The sequence below is a fragment of the Paenibacillus sp. FSL H3-0469 genome, from assembly GCF_038051945.1.
Taxonomy (GTDB): Bacteria; Bacillota; Bacilli; order Paenibacillales; family Paenibacillaceae; genus Paenibacillus_AQ.
This window is the reverse complement of the sequence record NZ_CP150302.1, coordinates 6,417,567-6,433,685: the sequence shown is the minus strand read 5'-3', so window position 1 is coordinate 6,433,685 and position 16,119 is coordinate 6,417,567. Positions and strand designations below refer to the sequence as shown.

The following is a 16,119-nucleotide window of genomic DNA, read 5'->3' as shown; positions in this document are numbered from 1 at the left end:
CTGAGGTCAGGGGTTTATTCCGTTTTTCAGCAAACAACTTATCATAGGCCATCCGCGAATTCAAAAGACTTTTCACTTGAAACCGCCCTTCCGGGCAAAACAGTAAGATCCGTCAAATGAATCAGGAAGATCCATCATTCACGCAGGTCCAGGCAGCGGCTTATAATCATTTTTGCAGGCAAAATCGTTACCAAGGAGGAAGATGAGCTGGATGAAACAGTATGATCTTGTCATATACGGCGGAACGGCAGCAGGTATAGCAGCGGCTGTCCAGGCATCCATCATGGGCAAAAGTGCGGTAGTCATCGAGCAGAGCCGGAGGATTGGCGGCATGACCACCGGAGGACTGGGCGATACGGATGTGGGGATATCGGCGGCGGTCGGCGGCCTGTCTCTGGAATTCTACCAGCGGATCGCGCAGAAATATGCGCAGGACGGGGCTTGCTGGCTGTTCGAGCCCAAGGTTGCGCTTGAGGTGCTGCAGGACTGGGTGGCGGAGCATAACCTTGAAGTCGTCTGCGGGGAAAGGCTGGAGCTTAAGAATGGAGTGACCCGGCAAGGCTCAAGAATCACCTCCATTACCATGGAATCCGGGAAGGTCTATCACGGGAGAATATTCATCGACGCCTCTTATGAGGGAGACCTGATGGGCCATTCCGGTGTGTCCTATGTGGTCGGCCGGGAGCCGAACGCACAGTACGGGGAGACGTTAAACGGTATTCAGCCCGGCCCTGAAGCAAATGAGCTCCCGCCGGGAATTGACCCCTATGTCATTAAAGGAGTGCCTTCGAGCGGTTTACTCCCGCGTGTCAATGCGCACCGCGGCGGCGGTGCCGGCGAGGGGGACCATAAGCTGCAAGCCTATAACTTCCGCATGTGTCTGACAGACAATCCGGGCAACCGGATGATGATCAGCAAGCCTGAGGGTTATAACGAAGCCGATTATGAGCTTCTGTTCCGGGCCATCGAGCAGGGGCAGCGCTCACGCTTCTTCAAGCTGAACCGGGTCACTGCGGACAAGACCGATTCCAATAATAACAGCGGCATTTCTACGGATTACAACGGAATGAACCACAGTTATCCAGAGGCGGATTATGCGGCGCGGGACAAGATATGGGAGGCCCACCGCATCTACCAGCAGGGGGTTGTCTGGACGGTCCAGAACCATCCGCGGGTGCCGGAGGAGATCCGGGAAGCCTACAAGCCGTGGGGGCTGCCGCTCGATGAATTTACGGACAGCGGCCACTGGCCGTCCCAGCTCTACATCCGGGAATCCCGCAGAATGACTGGAGATTATGTGGTGACGGAGCATGATGTGAGGCGGGAGCACCCGGTGACAGATTCCGCCGGGATGGGCTCCTTCGCCATGGACTCGCATCATACGCAGTATTATGTGAACGAAGACGGGCATGTTAGCACCGAGGGCGGATTCTATATCCGGTTAGCCGAGCCTTATCCGATCAGCTGCCGGGCGATGTTGCCGAAGCGCAGCGAATGCACCAACCTGATCGTACCGGTCTGCCTGTCGGCCACTCATGCGGCCTACGGCTCCATCCGGATGGAGCCCGTCTTCATGATTCTGGGCCAATCGGCGGCAGCAGCTGCTGTAATTGCGCTTGAGGCGGATGGCATCGTTCAGAATGTTGAGTATGGGCAACTGCAAGCTATACTTCTTGCGTCCAATCAGGTGCTGTACACCACCGGACTCACCCGGGATTGAACCGGAAGCCGAAGCTGCGCCGGTACTCTCCCGGTGGAATGCCATACCGTTCCCGGAACATCCGGCAGAAGTGGGCGTAGCTCTGGAAGCCCGCATTGTCGGCAACCTGCTCCAGTGACAGTGTGCTGTAGAGCACCTGCTGCCCGGCAGACTTCAGCCTGACATCAATACAGTAGGCGAACGGCGATTGGGCAAAAGCGGCTTTGAACAGGCTGGAAGCACGGGAGATGCTTAACCCTGCGGAGGCGGAGATCTGCTCCAGGCTAAGCGGTTCATGGGCATGATTGTCAATGAACTGCTTCAGCTTGTAGGCGGTCTCCACCCCTTTGGTGCGCCTTCTGGCCTGAATCACCTGCTCCAGCGTCAGGCAGAACGTTCTAAGCAGGTAATCCAGCATTTCCTCCTGATGCTGCATCACTTTCCTCTTCTCGCCGGCAATATGCTTCCATAAGGTGATGACCGTATCGTCGAAGCCGATATTCGTCCGGGCCGGCAGCCTGCGGTCCTGCCACCAGGAATCCAGCCACTCCCCGCTTGCGATCAGGAAATAATCAGAGACGGGCTGAACTTCGCCAGAGCCTGGAGCGCTGCGGGGCTGTACGAACAGCTCGTACGGCTGATCTGGAGCATAGATCAGCAGATCGCCGGGGATGATGGTCTCGTATTTTCCTTCTACCAGAGCACGGCAGGTCCCTTCCATCTGCAGTCTGAAGAGATAGAAGGATAGCCCCTCTTGATACTTAACCGAGTGAGACTGCGTGTGTGTGAAGTAATTGGCATACAGGACGCTGCACCGTTGCGGATCGGACGCTGTCACGGGTATGACTCCTCCTGGCGGTCCGGGTGGTACCCCGCCCTGAACTCTGACGGTGTCTGCCCGGTGATCTTCTTAAACATCTCGCTGAAGTATCTGCGCTCCTCATACCCCACAGCGGAAGCCACCTCCTGCACCTGCGCCCCTTCCACCAGCAGCAGCTTGGCCCGGTGAATACGCTCTGCGGTGATATACTGGGTAACGGTCACTCCGTTCACCTTCTTGAACAGGCTGGAGAAATAGCTGGCGCTGAGATGTACATGGGCCGCACATTCACCGACAGTGATATCCTCGGATAAGCGGCCCTTGATATACTCGACCGCCTCATAAATCACCTTTTGCCCTTCGGACAGGCTGTTGCGGCTTACCAGGGCGGCCCCCTCTGTACACAGGTCCAGCAGCAGCCGCTGGAGGGTGGCAAGCGGCAGTCCCGCTGTTCCCTGCACCGCCCTGAACCGCTGGATCAGCGGCTGAATCTCCCCGTACGGAACCAGCTCATAGAAGGTGCGGATCGCTGATGCGGCCAGCTCCTCATACAGAATAAGCAGATAATCGGGATTATGCCTGGAGCTCAGGCTCTTCAGCGATTCTGAGATTGCTGAGAGGATCGCGCCTGTCCGGCTGACATTGCCGGAGCGCAGCGCAAGCAACAGCTCGTCCTTGTACTCCAGCGCCAGCGGCTCCTGGCTTCCGTTCTGGTGAATATCGTCATACATAATGGCGGCATTGCCTCCGGTGAACAGATGGTGGGCCAGCGCCCGGTGCGCCTGGCGGTAGGAATCCGGCAGCTCGCTGATCTCCTCCACCCGGCCTCCAACCCCGGCCGACACTGTGAACTTGGTATACCGTTCAATGTTCTTGCAGCAGCGTTCGGCAATCTCTACTGCACTGGCCGGACCAGAGTCATTCATCACCGCAAGATAGCGGTTATGTTTGGCCCGTAACACCACGCAGCGGGTATGCTCGGCAATGGTCTCCTGTGTGATATTCAGCAGGGAGAAGCGGATCAGCTCCACTTCGCGGATGGACAGCTCAGCCGCCCGTTCCTGAAAATGATCGATTTCAAGCAGCATCACTACGAACCCCTTAGGGTTTAGATCAATGCTCAGGAATTCCCATCGCGGCATTGCCTGCTCCCACGGCGTTCTGTGGCTGACCAGCAGGGCGAAATATTCCTGCCGCAGCACCGGCAGACTCTCCCGCAGCTTGTTCTCCATCTCCCGGAGGGTATGCTGTCTGGAACGCTCCTCCATAATCTCCGACTTCGCCCGCAGCACCGCCTTCATGATATCCTCTTCCGTGAACGGCTTGACCACGAAGTCGAACGCGCCAAGCTGTACCGCCTGCTGCGCATATTCAAAGTCGGCATACCCGCTGACCAGAATGATTTTACAATCCCGGTGGTGTTCCAGTACGGCACGCAGCATGGACAAGCCGTCCATCCTCGGCATACGGATATCTGTAATGACCAGATCCGGATGCAGCTTCGCGATCAGGTCCAGCCCATCCTCACCGTTGGCGGCCGTCCCTGCCACCCGGATGCCGTGCTCCGCCCAGTTCATGCAGCTCAGGCCTTCCACGACGCTTTTAATATCATCAATGATACACAGGGTTACCTTATGATCGTCCATCCTGATGCTCCTCCCGTTTGGGTAAAGATATACTAACCGCCGTCCCCCGGCCCGGTTCGCTGTCCACCCGGATTGCTGCACTGTCCCCGTAGTAGAGCTGCAACCTGCGGATCAGATTGGATACGGCATAGCCTTTCTCCGACTCCCGCCGGAACAGTGCACGGACCGCCTCCTCGTCCATGCCCGCTCCGTTGTCGCGGACCTTAAGACACCAGCGTTCTCCCTCATCGAAGACTTCGATATCGATCTGCCCCCCGCTCTCCCGGTTGCGGAAGCCATGCAGAATGCTGTTCTCCACCAGCGGCTGAAGCAGAATGCGCGGAATCGGGAGGGTAACCAGCGCTTCATCCTCCACATAGATCTCATAATGGAACAGCCCTTCATAACAGCTGCATTGGAGCTCCAGATACATGCGGACATGCTCCAGTTCCTTGGACAGTGTCGTGATCTCCTGCCCCTTGTTCAGCCCGAGCTGGAACAGCCGGGACAGGGACATGACCATGCTCTGCGACTGCTTCACCTGCTGCAAATTGAGCTTCCAGTAGATCGTATTAAGCGTGTTGTACAGGAAATGGGGGTCCATCTGGGCTGACAAGGCCTTGATTTCTGCCGAGCGCTTATTGGTCTCCGCCTGTGTGACCTCTCCGATCAGCACCACGATCTGCTCAAGCATCTGGTTGAACCGCATCCCGACCTGGGCCAGCTCGTCCCCGCCTCCGCTCTCGAATCTTGCAGTCAGATCATTGCTCTCCACCCGTCTCATCACCTTCATCAGACCTTGCAGCGGACGCAGCAGATAACGGGTAAAGGCTCCTGATACCATCATTGTAACAGTAAAGGCGAAGAGGGCGACCACCGCGAGCAGCCATTTCACATAGATCATATCCTTCAGTACGCCGGCCTTGGACTGGATCGTGGTCATCGTCCAATCGGCAATGCTTAGATGGGCATAGTTCAGCAGATACGATTCGCCCCCCAGCTTGAAGGTATTGCTGAGATCCCGGCTGCTGCTGATCATTCCGGTCAGATCACTGCTCTCCACCGCCTGCAGAACGAGCGGGTCCTTTACAGAATAGACGGGACTGCCTGCCGTGTTCAGCAGGAAGCTGCGTGCCCCGCCGCCGGTATCCCCGCTCACCAGCTTGCGGAAGCCGTCTTCACGGATGTTGACGATAATATAGACTCCGCGGACCGCTGTATCAAAGATAGGTTCCAGAATCAATGAAATAACCCGTTCCTTCCCGGAGAAGAGCATGTCCTCATGGCCTTCAACCCATGTATTCTTCTTCTCCTGTTCGATCCGCTCGTATAGTAAGGTATCCTTGAACTCCGTCAGACGGTTTCGGTTCATTGAGGAAGGGTAGAACTCCCCGATCGGCGTGGACACATAGATCGAATGGATCAGCGGCTCGGCAATCCGTGCCTGCGAGAAAACGTTATCAAGATCATTCAGGTGAGTATAATACCGGCCCGTGTCCCCGGTGACGACATCCCTCATCATATCGTGAAAGGGCTGGCTGATCATGAAGGTCATCATAATCAGCATCAGCTTGTTCAGCTTCTCATCGATGATCTGCGCCGATTTGACAACGTTATCCTGGGTAAGCTTCAGCGCATTCTTCTCCAAAGTCGCTGCCGAGATAGAATACGATAGTCCTCCGGTCATCAGCACGGAGAGGAGGATCACAGCCAAGAATGCGGTTTTTAATTTGCTGCGGAATGATTGCTTCCGGAAATAGTTCAAGTCCTTCACGCCTTCCTGTGTGCAGATACCCTGCTCTTCGATTATGTACCTGAACGTTCAGCCCGACAATACACAGCAGATGAAAAAGTGGATTCACCGTATGTGGACGATGGATCTGCCGTATGTACAGGCGTGTCCTAAACAATAACCCGTTAGCATTCGCTTGGCCGGGCGGATATGATACGATAGACAGGATCACGCTTCATCCTATTTATCAATGGAAGGAATGAATACAAAATGAAATACAGAAGACTGGGCAACACCGGACTTAAGGTTAGTGAGATCGGACTGGGCAGTTGGCTTACATATGGAACAGCGGCCGAGCAGAAGGCTGCGGATGAGTGTATTGCCGCTGCTTTTGAATGCGGTATCAATTTCTTCGATACGGCCAATGCCTACAACCGGGGCGAAGGCGAGAAGGCCATCGGTGCCGCACTCCGCCCTTATAAGCGTTCTGATTACGTCCTCAGCACCAAGGTATATTTCCCGATGGGCGACGGGGTGAATGACCGCGGGCTCTCTCGCAAGCATATTATGGAGCAATGCGAAGCCAGCCTGCGCCGATTGGGCACGGATTATATCGATGTGTACTTCTGCCACCGCTTCGATCAGGACACTCCTGTGGAGGAGACGCTCCGCGCCCTTGATGATCTTACCGCCCAAGGTAAAATCCTCTACTCCGCCGTGAGCGAATGGAGCGCGGCCCAGATCTCGCAGGCGGCTGGCATCAGCCGCAGACTGAACCTGCGGCCGCTCGCCGCCAATCAGCCGATCTATAACATGTTCGAGCGGTATATCGAGGACGAGGTAATTGAAGTATCCGCCCATGAAGGCCTGGGACAGGTGGTCTTTTCTCCGCTGGCTCAGGGTATTCTGACCGGCAAATACAAGGCCGGTCAGCAGCCACCGGCCGGTACACGCGGTGCGGATGATTCCGTGAACGGTGTCATCCGCAGCTACCTGCGGGATGATGTGCTGGAGGTTGTCGGCAGGCTGGATACGCTTGCCGCTGAGCTGGACCTGAAGCTCTCCCAGCTTGCGCTCGCTTGGGTGCTGCGCCAGCCCGGCGTTAGCTCGGCACTGATCGGTGCCAGCAGACCGGAGCAGGTGCTTGAGAATGCGCAGGCTGTGGATGCGGTGCTTCAGCCGGATACGCTGAAGGCGATCGATGATATTCTTAGTGAAGTAGCAGGTTTCGCACCAGCGAGATAGGGCCGGGGCGAGTGGGAGGTATGGTGCGTGGTAGGACCGGGTGGTTGGGCAGAAGCGTGGTAAGAACGTGGCGTGGTTGGGGCGGGTGTGGGCGAGGCGGAGTGTAAACAGCTTGGCGGCTGCGCAATGTGATCGGTTTTTCGATTACATTGGGTCCGCACAGCACCATGCGGCGCATTGTAGTCGGTTTTTCGATTACATTGGGTCCGCACAGCACCATGCGGCGCATTGTAGTCGGTTTTTCGATTACATTGGGTTCGCACAGCACCATCCGGCGCATTGTAATCGGTTTTTCGATTACATTGGGTCCGCACAGCGCCATCCGGCGCATTGTAGTCGGTTTTTCGATTACATTGAGTCCGCACAGCACCATCCGGCGCATTGTAGTCGGTTTTTCGATTACATTTGGACCGCACAGCACCATCCGGCGCATTGTAATCGGTTTTTCGATTACATTAGGCCCGCACACCACCATGCGGCGCATTGTAGTCGGTTTTTCGATTACATTCAGCCATATGCCTGCGCCATCACCCATTGTGTTCGATTTATCGCATACATTCAGCCATACAAGGAAGCCCCCTCCATCCCGGAAGGGGCTTCCTTTGCATACTATCAATGAGCCTCCTACAACCGGTCCTGTGTCTTAACCGTCTGCTCGGCGTGAGCAGCCTGCACCCTATTAATTAGTTGCTTATACCGCTCTTGATCCTCTGCTGAAGCATGCGGCCGGAATTGCTCGAATAATCTTACACTGCGGATCACACAGTCTATGCTGCCAAGTGCGGCGGAAGCCTCCAGACTCCCGAAGATATAACGCATCCCCTGCTCCATCTTCTCTGCCTTAAGAGAGTACACCGCCAGCTCATAGAGCAGTACCGGATATTGATCCGGCGTCTCTCTGCCCGGAGTTCCTTCGGCTTGCCCAAAGGCCGCTCCCCCCGGCATAAGCAGCGGCTGGAAGTGGCTGATAAGCTCATCTACCTCCCAGCCATACCGGTTAGCTGCTTGAACTGTCTTAAGCAGCCCGTCCAGCAGTCCGAGCCCAGGGGTCCCGATATATTCCACAACCTCAGGAAGAACCTCAAGTTCACCGCACATCATACGGTATAGACATGCATAGACTGTACCAAGCCTGCTGAACTGGTCTCTGATCTGCTCAACCTCTGCCGATTCTTCGACAATCCAGCTCATTTCAGAGTAGAGGCCGACATATTCCAGCGCCCGCTCATATTCACCGGATTCCTCGCATACCTTGGATTGCAGCCAGTAAGCATACAGTATATAGAAGCAAAGAGGTTGGGGCGCTTGCCTCAGCTCCTTCTTTTTTCTGGTTTTGTAAAATCTGATTTCATACTGGATAGATGTCTTGTGACGCAGCTCCTCTGCCAATAGTCTGGCCTTCTCCCAGTGCTGTAGAGCAATATAAATATCCGCCAGCTGCCGAAGCGCATCCAACTGGTCTATTTCCTCCAGACGCTCTACGAAATATTCAAACCGGGTCGCCGCGCGGAAGTCTGCCTCCGGGCTCTGGCCGATCCGGATCGTGAACAGCCGGTACTGGCACAGGGCCAGCCGCTCCGAATGCTGATATTTCTCACTGTCGGCTACTCCTTCATACAGCAGAGCGGCTGCCTGAAGCTTGCCTTGCCCGTAGAATTCCTCCGCCGTATCGAACAGGAGCGGGGCATATGTAATATTGTCCATGATGATTTGAACCACCTGCCGGATACACTCCAGCTTGTCCAGCTCCGCACAGCGGTGCAGGAAGGGTCCCAGCCGCCGCCAGTCGGGTGCGGAGTGTACCACACATTCATCTATATATAACTCATAAAATGCTCCTTCAGGAAGCCCCATTCCGGCGGTAATCCGGTCCAGCTGCTGCATGGCAATAGGACGGTTACCATTAATAATGCTGCTGAGTGTACCCGAATTGACACCGGAGATTCCTGCGAACTGATTGATTGTCTGGCCTTCTTTTCTAAGAAAAGCAGCCAGTTCTGTTTGAATTGTAGTGTGCTGTTGCAAACCAATACCGCCCCTCAAAAACCAGATATTCTAGTAAAAATCCAGATATTCCTATATCATAAATCCCTTAATTAGGCAGGTCAATCTGGTTTGAACGGTTCAAAAGTGGTTGACAAAGACGGAATATTTGTTATATATACCCAGTTAAAAAATCTTTTGCAACATTTCTGCTGAACCAACGTTTATTAGGGTATAAACAAGTTTGAGAATATTCCGGCAGGGTAAATAAGAAGTGTAGACTCATGCCGTGTAAGATTACGCCAAGGGGGAAATTCATAATGTTAAAAAACAAAAACGTCTACCTGCTTCCTGTTCTGGTTCTGTTGTTCCTTTCCCTCGTGACTACGGCAAGCACAACCATAAAAACCGCTGATGCCAAAAGCGAGGGGTCAACCCAGCATCTGACGGTATATATACATTCCTTAGAGAATCATAACGGTCAGACGACCCTTACCGGGGATGAGATCGAATGGTATGAAGGCGCAGCAGCCGATGCTGTCTTCGCAGAGCGGGAGCCGGAATCCGCAGCCGAAATCGGCGGTGCCCCGGACGGTTACTATATCGTGAATGACAGCGACACGCTGACTGCTTATACGGTAGCCCCGGATGCCAAGGTCACCATGCAGATCTATGATCACACCGGGAAGCTCGAAGACCTGGATACGAACTGGAACGAGTCGCTCACCTTGGAGAAGTTCATTCATGAATTCGCCAAGACAGATGTATTCGATCTAAGCGGTTCCCCTTATCACCTCACGATCAAGGATGGCCAGATTGTATCGATCGTGCAGCAGTATACTCCATAAGGAGCTGCTATCTTAATCACTTCCATAAAAAACCTCAAGCCATAGCCTGTTGCCCAGCAGCGGTTATGGCTTTTTTGCGTCTGCCTCCCCTCCCCAATCTAACCTTTTCACACATATTCAATCCAATCACTATTTACCCCCAAGCCCTTTATCTATAAGCTTAAATATAGGATATTCATCCAGCAGTAACCCTACAGAATCCATAGGAATGAGGATACAAAATGACAATTACACCCCATCAGCCTCTGGCGGCCCCGATTCAGGGTAAGCCCTTGTATGAGGAATACCGCATGGACCAGGTCCGTGTGTCCGATCCGTATATCGCAAACGCCTTTGCCAAGGAGATCGATTATCTGACCAGCTATGATCCTGACCGCCTGCTGGCGGGCTTCCGCGAGAACCGGGGACTGCCGAAGCGTGCCGACAAATATCCCGGCTGGGAGAACACAGAGATCCGCGGACACACGCTGGGCCACTATCTGTCGGCGCTGTCCCAGGCCTATGCCTGTACGCGGGATGACGGGCTGGCGCTCCGGCTGAACTATCTTCTGGAAGAGCTCGCCCTGTGCCAGCATGAGAGCGGTTACCTGTCCGCATTCGAGGAACGCCTTTTCGATAATGTGGAGAACAAGCAGCCAGCCTGGGTCCCTTGGTATACCATGCACAAAATCATTGCCGGACTCACCGCTTCCTACTCTGCCACCGGCAACAAAACGGCCTATGACCTGGCGGATAAACTCGGTGACTGGGTATATATCCGCACAGCCTCCTGGTCAGAAGAGGTCCATCAGCGTGTATTATCGGTGGAATACGGCGGGATGAATGACTGCCTGTACGACCTGTACAGAATTACCGGAAAAGCAGGGCATTTAAGCGCCGCGCATAGCTTCGACGAGCTGACGTTGTTCACACCAGTCCATGAGGGCAAGGATATTCTCAAGGGCAAGCACGCCAATACTACGATTCCGAAATTCCTCGGTGCGCTGAACCGTTACCGGACGCTCGGGGAGAGCGAAGTCTTTTATCTGGAAGCGGCGGTGCAGTTCTGGGAGATGGTGGTTCATCATCACAGCTACATTACCGGAGGGAATAGCGAATGGGAGCACTTCGGTGATCCGGATATGCTGGACCGGGAACGCTCCAACTTCACAGCGGAGACCTGCAACACCTACAATATGCTCAAGCTGACCCGCGAGCTGTTCAAAATCACGGGAGATCCCCGTTACGCCGACTTCTACGAGAACACCTATCTGAATGCCATTGTGTCGTCCCAGCACCCGCATACCGGGATGACGATGTATTTCCAGCCCATGGCGACCGGGTATTTCAAGGTCTACAGCTCGCCGTTCGAGCATTTCTGGTGCTGTACGGGCACCGGCATGGAGAGCTTCACCAAGCTGAATGACAGCCTGTACTTCTATGATGCGGCCAGCATTGTGGTCAACCAGTATTTCAGCTCTACTCTGGACTCTGCCGCGCATGGCCTGATGCTGATCCAGTCGGCCAACTTGCCTTATAGCGATACTGTAGAGTTCAAAATCTCAGTGATGCAGCCTCAGGCTCAGTCCACCACGCTGAAGCTTCGTCTGCCGGATTGGCTGGCGGGAGAACCTGGGCTTCTATTGAACGGGCAGCCTGTCAACTTAGAGATCAGCGGAGGTTACCTCTTGACGGACAGAGTATGGGAGGATGGCGACACGCTGCAGCTCAAGCTGCCGATGAAGCTGGCGCACTTCAGCCTGCCGGATGCCCGCCAGGTGGTCGCGTTCAAGTATGGACCGGTGGTGCTCAGCGCCGCTCTGGGCCAGAGTGATCTGTCTGTATCCGCTACAGGCGTTGCTGTAAGTGTCCCAACCCGCAACATGCTGGTGAAGGACTTCATCACGACGGTGAACGAGAGCCCGCAGGAGTGGCTGGCGCAGCTTGCGGACCGCGCAGTCCGGCTGGAGCAGGATGAACTGGCCTTTGCGCTGCGGGGAACGGATGAGGATCAGCGGCTGGTCTTCACTCCGCATTATAAGCAGCATAGTGAGCGTTATGGCATCTACTGGCGGCTGGTCGAGGCCGATTCGGCTGAGCTGCAGAAGCATATTTTACAAGGCAAAATCCGGCAGCGTGTACAGGACGCTACACTGGACAGTCTCCCGGTCGGCAATGACCAGTATGAGCTGGAGCATGGCATTGAGGGGGAGAACACCTCCGTAGCCACATGGGACGGATATAACGTCCGCAAAGCGGAGAATGGCGGCTGGTTCAGCTACCGGATGAAGGTGGCGCCGCGTACGGACAACTATCTCTCGGTCACTTATTTCTCAGGAAATAATGGTAAGAAAATAGCGATTTATGTAGACGGGGAGCTGATTGCGAGCGAGGTGCTGCATACGGATGAAGCCCGCAGCTTCTACGAGCGGAGTTATTTGATTCCTGCTGAAGCGGTTGGCAGCAAGACTGAGATGGAAGTCAAGTTCACGGTTCCAGAGAAGGAAAACGGCATCTTCGACCTGCTGCGCATGATGACCGGTTATGATCACAATGCCGGACTGCGCCAGCTCGCCTTCAGTGAAGGAACGCTGTCTACCTCCTTCAGCGGCGGTATAACCACGTATAGCCTGAGCGTTCCGCAAGCAGCGGGCCAGGTACAACTGAACGTTACACCACACCACCACAATGCCCTGGTCTATGCAGACGGAATTCTGATTGAGGATTCACTGCCGCGCGAGATCAAGCTGCCGCACAGCCGTACTGAGGTGAATCTCACGGTTAAGGCGGAGGATCATGTTACGGTGCAGGAATATAAGCTTCAGATTGTGAAAGAATAGCTTCTAGCAGTATAGCCAATACTGTACCACCCGGGGTTATCTCGGATGCAGCTTCTGCTGTATTCAAGATAGCCCTTATTTGATATGGTAGTAGGATAAGACTATTTCTGCACCGGGGAGATGATGACATGACTGCGTTCACACTGCTGGTAGATAAGCCTGTACATCTGGAGATGACCGGCAAATTCGTGGCCCCCTCAGCGGAGTGGATTCACTTAAGCCGGATTTTGCAGGATTATGAGCTGATTGTGATGACCGAGGGCGTGCTCTACCTGGCGGGTGACAACCAGCAGTTCGTCGTCTCCAAAGGCGAGTTCCTGCTCCTGCCTCCGCTTACCAGACAATACGGGTACAAGTCTTCGGACTGTAGCTTTTATTGGCTGCATTTTCATGCTACGAACGGTAGTCAGACTGCGGACCCCGCTCCGTTAACCGGAGACAAGGAAGAATATGTAATTCACCTGCCCCAATACGGAACCCTGCGGAATGTGGAGAAAATCATCGTCATGATGAAGCAGCTTCAGGATTCGGTGCGAAGCTACAATCAGACCGTGCTGGGTAACTATATGTCTACCGTTATTCTATGCGAGCTGTACAGTCAGACCCTGCCAACCGATGCTGATCCGTTTAAAAGAACCAAGCAGGAGCAGCTCTACAACGATATTGTAGACTACATCAAATGGAGCCGCAGCGAGCATATTAAGGTATCGCAGATCGCCGCTTATTTCGGCTATAACGAGAAGTATCTCTCCCATCTATTCACTGTCATCTCCGGGATCTCCCTGAAGCAATATATTCTGCAGCAGAAGATGGAGCTGGCGAAATTCCTGCTGACCGACACCAACCAGAACGTCAGCGAAGTCTCATTGCAGCTAGGCTATAAGGATTGCCATAACTTCATGAAATCGTTCAAAAAAATCGTCGGCCTCACTCCCACCGAGTTCCGCAACGCTTATGCCAAGCGCCTGCTGTTCTACGAATGAGCGTGAGAGCATCCGTCAGCTCCTGCCTCTTCTTCGCTCCCTCCACAGCCCTTCCAGAGACTAACGATTTCTCTGGTATAGGCTGTGGATATTTTTTTGAGAGCATAATGAACTTTCCGGGCTGCTACGCACTCTTATCTGTGAAAGGGGTGAGCACATGAATATAAGCCGTCTTGTCAGAGCCGCACAGCGCGGTAACAAAGAAGCATTATTAGAACTGATCCTAGCCGAACAGGACGCTTATTATCGTCTTGCCTATAGCTACATGAGAAATGAGCATGACGCGATGGATGTCATGGAGGATATGATCGTCACGCTCTATGAGAAGGTTGGGCAACTCCAGAAGCGCGAGTCCTTCTATAGCTGGAGCAAAACCATTCTGGTCAACCGCTGCAAAACCGTCCTCCGCAACCAGAACCGGTACGTTCCTCTGGAGGAGGACGAGTCCCCGGAGCCTTCCCTTGAGGCATGGACCGCAGATAACCCGTACCGCTATACCGAGTCCGAAATGGATCTGTCCGTTCTGCTCGCGCATCTGAATCCCCGGCAGCGGGAAGCGATTGAGCTGCGTTATGTCCACGATCTGCCGTATCAGACCATTGCCGATATTACGCAAGCGCCGGTCGGCACGATCAAGTCCAGAATCTCGCAGGGAATACAGAAACTAAAAGCTATGATTGGAGGTGACCGTTATGAGAACGATCGAGGAGAGATTACAGGAGCATCAGCAGACCATGACGCCGTCAGAACTTGAAGGCAGATTGCGGAAGGCGCTGGAGCAGGCTCCGGTTAGACGGAAATCACGGGCGGGACAAGCGCGGACCTGGGTGGCTACAGCAGCCGCAGCCCTGCTGCTGACGGTGGGCGTCTATCAGTATCCGGCGTTGGCTTATTATGGCGGGAAGCTGTTTAACCAGACTGAGCTGTATACGCTTGGATTCTCTGGAGTCGCTGAACATGGCTACGGACAGACCGTTAACAAAAGTATGACACTGGAGAATGGGATTGTACTCACGGTTAACGGAGTAATTGCGGATGATAATGCTCTGCTGATGTATTACAGCATTACCCCGCCGCCGGGAGAGGTGTTCGATGAGGAGCCGTCGTCGCTGTATGCATTAGGCCATATTACAGGGTTTTTGACAAACTCTTCACCGACAAGTGGCGGCGGTTACAACAAGAACAAAACCCGGTTTGATGGAATGTACAAATTCGAGCCGGTCAGTCCGTTCGCCAGAAATCTGACCCTTAATGTATACAGCTATCAGGGTGAAGCCAAGCCTGCGCAAGCCAAGCTCTCCTTTAATTTTGACGCCAGTAAAGCCATGAAGAGTATCCTGGTCGCCGATATTCATCAAGCCGTTCCGGTGGATCAGGGAACCGTCTACTATGACATGGTTACCGCTTCCCCCACGTCAACCATTGTAAAGGGACATTATAAGATGGATAACGGGGAACATCCGCGATTCTCTGCTGCAACCAAACTATATGTCAATGGGACTGAAGTGGATTTCTTGTCCATGCGGTCGGGTGTCAATGAGAAAACGGGAGTAGCGGAGTTTCAGATTGAATACGATGTGCTGCCGACAGACAAGCCGCAGAGTGTTGATCTTGTATTGGATAACTTCAGCGGATACCAAAAGGTCGGGCAGCCGATCCCGCTGGCCTCACCCTCAGACCACTCCGTTACGGTCGGCCAGGAGAAACTCTGGATTCGAAGTGTCACCAGGACTGCTGACGGCTATGATATCGTGATTGCCGGGAGACAATTCACTATGCTGGATAAGGATACTTTGACTGTTCAAGCCGGAGGGGCCACCGTTCCCGTCACTTCCATATCCGATTCCCGCGAGTGGGATCTTAAGAACGGTAATATCCTATGGGAGCGTACGTATTCCTTCCAGACCACAGAGAAGCCGGAATTCCTGCAGATGGACGGCTTCCACTATATTAAGTACTATAGACATACTATTCCGGTCCCTGTAGGGGAAAAATAGGGGCGTATACACAGAGCAAAGCACTAGTGAGCAGCCAGCGCCTGCCAGCGCGGAAATCCTGCACAATGTGCAACAATGCGGCTCAGTGGAAGCTGTCATCGTGGAAATCCTGCACTAAATGCAACAATGTCCGCCCGACTAGCACCTTATCGTCCGAATTCCTGCAAAAGTTGCAACAATGCGCCACAGCCAGTAACAAATTTAGAAAAATCCTGCAATTAGTGCAACAATGCGGCTCCATAGAAGCTGCCAGCGCGGAAATCCTGCACAAACTGCAACAGCAGAGTACTGTTACAGCGCACCTCCGTCTCCTTATCCTGACGCCGCCACTCAGTACAAAGAGTCCCGCTCCCCTCCATAGGGTTGCG

12 protein-coding genes are annotated in these 16,119 nt (G+C 54.0%); 8 read left to right on the top strand and 4 right to left on the bottom strand.

What is annotated here, in order from left to right; all coding sequences use genetic code 11:
- The first annotated feature begins 202 nt into the window (after positions 1-202).
- Positions 203-1,720, top strand: a complete 1,518-nt coding sequence (locus NSS83_RS28160; protein ID WP_341346952.1) for an FAD-dependent oxidoreductase — start codon at positions 203-205, stop codon at positions 1,718-1,720.
- Here the strand turns inward: NSS83_RS28160 and NSS83_RS28155 are convergent.
- The 3 genes from NSS83_RS28155 to NSS83_RS28145 are packed head-to-tail and all read right to left on the bottom strand — an operon-like array spanning position 1,707 to position 5,918.
- Positions 1,707-2,537 carry an AraC family transcriptional regulator gene (locus NSS83_RS28155; protein WP_341346951.1) on the bottom strand — a complete coding sequence of 277 codons (831 nt, stop codon included), beginning with the start codon at positions 2,535-2,537 and terminating at the stop codon, positions 1,707-1,709. The genes NSS83_RS28160 and NSS83_RS28155 overlap by 14 nt on opposite strands.
- The gene (locus NSS83_RS28150) at positions 2,534-4,165 is read right to left on the bottom strand and encodes a response regulator (protein WP_341187666.1); all 1,632 of its coding nucleotides are present in this window, start codon (positions 4,163-4,165) and stop codon (positions 2,534-2,536) included. The genes NSS83_RS28155 and NSS83_RS28150 overlap by 4 nt, the downstream gene beginning before the upstream one ends.
- Positions 4,152-5,918: a sensor histidine kinase gene (locus tag NSS83_RS28145; protein WP_341187665.1), complete on the bottom strand. Its 1,767-nt coding sequence runs from the start codon at positions 5,916-5,918 to the stop codon at positions 4,152-4,154. Before NSS83_RS28145 ends, NSS83_RS28150 begins: the two co-directional genes overlap by 14 nt.
- A 228-nt stretch (positions 5,919-6,146) precedes the next feature.
- On the opposite strand from NSS83_RS28145, the gene NSS83_RS28140 reads away from it, so the two are divergent.
- Positions 6,147-7,121, top strand: a complete 975-nt coding sequence (locus NSS83_RS28140; RefSeq protein WP_341187664.1) for an aldo/keto reductase family protein — start codon at positions 6,147-6,149, stop codon at positions 7,119-7,121.
- A gap of 128 nt (positions 7,122-7,249) precedes the next feature.
- Complete coding sequence (locus NSS83_RS28135) at positions 7,250-7,768, top strand: hypothetical protein (protein WP_341187663.1); 519 nt, start codon at positions 7,250-7,252, stop codon at positions 7,766-7,768.
- Here NSS83_RS28135 and NSS83_RS28130 read toward each other — a convergent pair.
- Positions 7,746-9,146: a transcriptional regulator gene (locus NSS83_RS28130; protein ID WP_341346950.1), complete on the bottom strand. Its 1,401-nt coding sequence runs from the start codon at positions 9,144-9,146 to the stop codon at positions 7,746-7,748. The two genes, NSS83_RS28135 and NSS83_RS28130, sit on opposite strands and share 23 nt — an antisense overlap.
- Positions 9,147-9,424: 278 nt before the next feature.
- Between NSS83_RS28130 and NSS83_RS28125 the strand changes: the two genes are divergently transcribed.
- From NSS83_RS28125 to NSS83_RS28105, 5 genes are all read left to right on the top strand, one after another.
- Positions 9,425-9,952 carry a hypothetical protein gene (locus NSS83_RS28125; protein ID WP_341187661.1) on the top strand — a complete coding sequence of 176 codons (528 nt, stop codon included), beginning with the start codon at positions 9,425-9,427 and terminating at the stop codon, positions 9,950-9,952.
- Between the two features lie 221 nt (positions 9,953-10,173).
- Positions 10,174-12,771: a beta-L-arabinofuranosidase domain-containing protein gene (locus tag NSS83_RS28120; protein ID WP_341187660.1), complete on the top strand. Its 2,598-nt coding sequence runs from the start codon at positions 10,174-10,176 to the stop codon at positions 12,769-12,771.
- A gap of 128 nt (positions 12,772-12,899) precedes the next feature.
- Positions 12,900-13,754, top strand: coding sequence for an AraC family transcriptional regulator (locus tag NSS83_RS28115; protein ID WP_341187659.1), 855 nt, complete (start codon positions 12,900-12,902; stop codon positions 13,752-13,754).
- A 157-nt stretch (positions 13,755-13,911) separates the two neighbouring features.
- Positions 13,912-14,508 (top strand): sigma-70 family RNA polymerase sigma factor, encoded by a 597-nt coding sequence (locus tag NSS83_RS28110; RefSeq protein WP_341187658.1) that lies wholly within the window; start codon positions 13,912-13,914, stop codon positions 14,506-14,508.
- On the top strand, positions 14,447-15,751 hold the full coding sequence (locus NSS83_RS28105) for a DUF4179 domain-containing protein (protein ID WP_341187657.1): 1,305 nt from the start codon (positions 14,447-14,449) through the stop codon (positions 15,749-15,751). The genes NSS83_RS28110 and NSS83_RS28105 overlap by 62 nt, the downstream gene beginning before the upstream one ends.
- Positions 15,752-16,119: the final 368 nt, after the last annotated feature.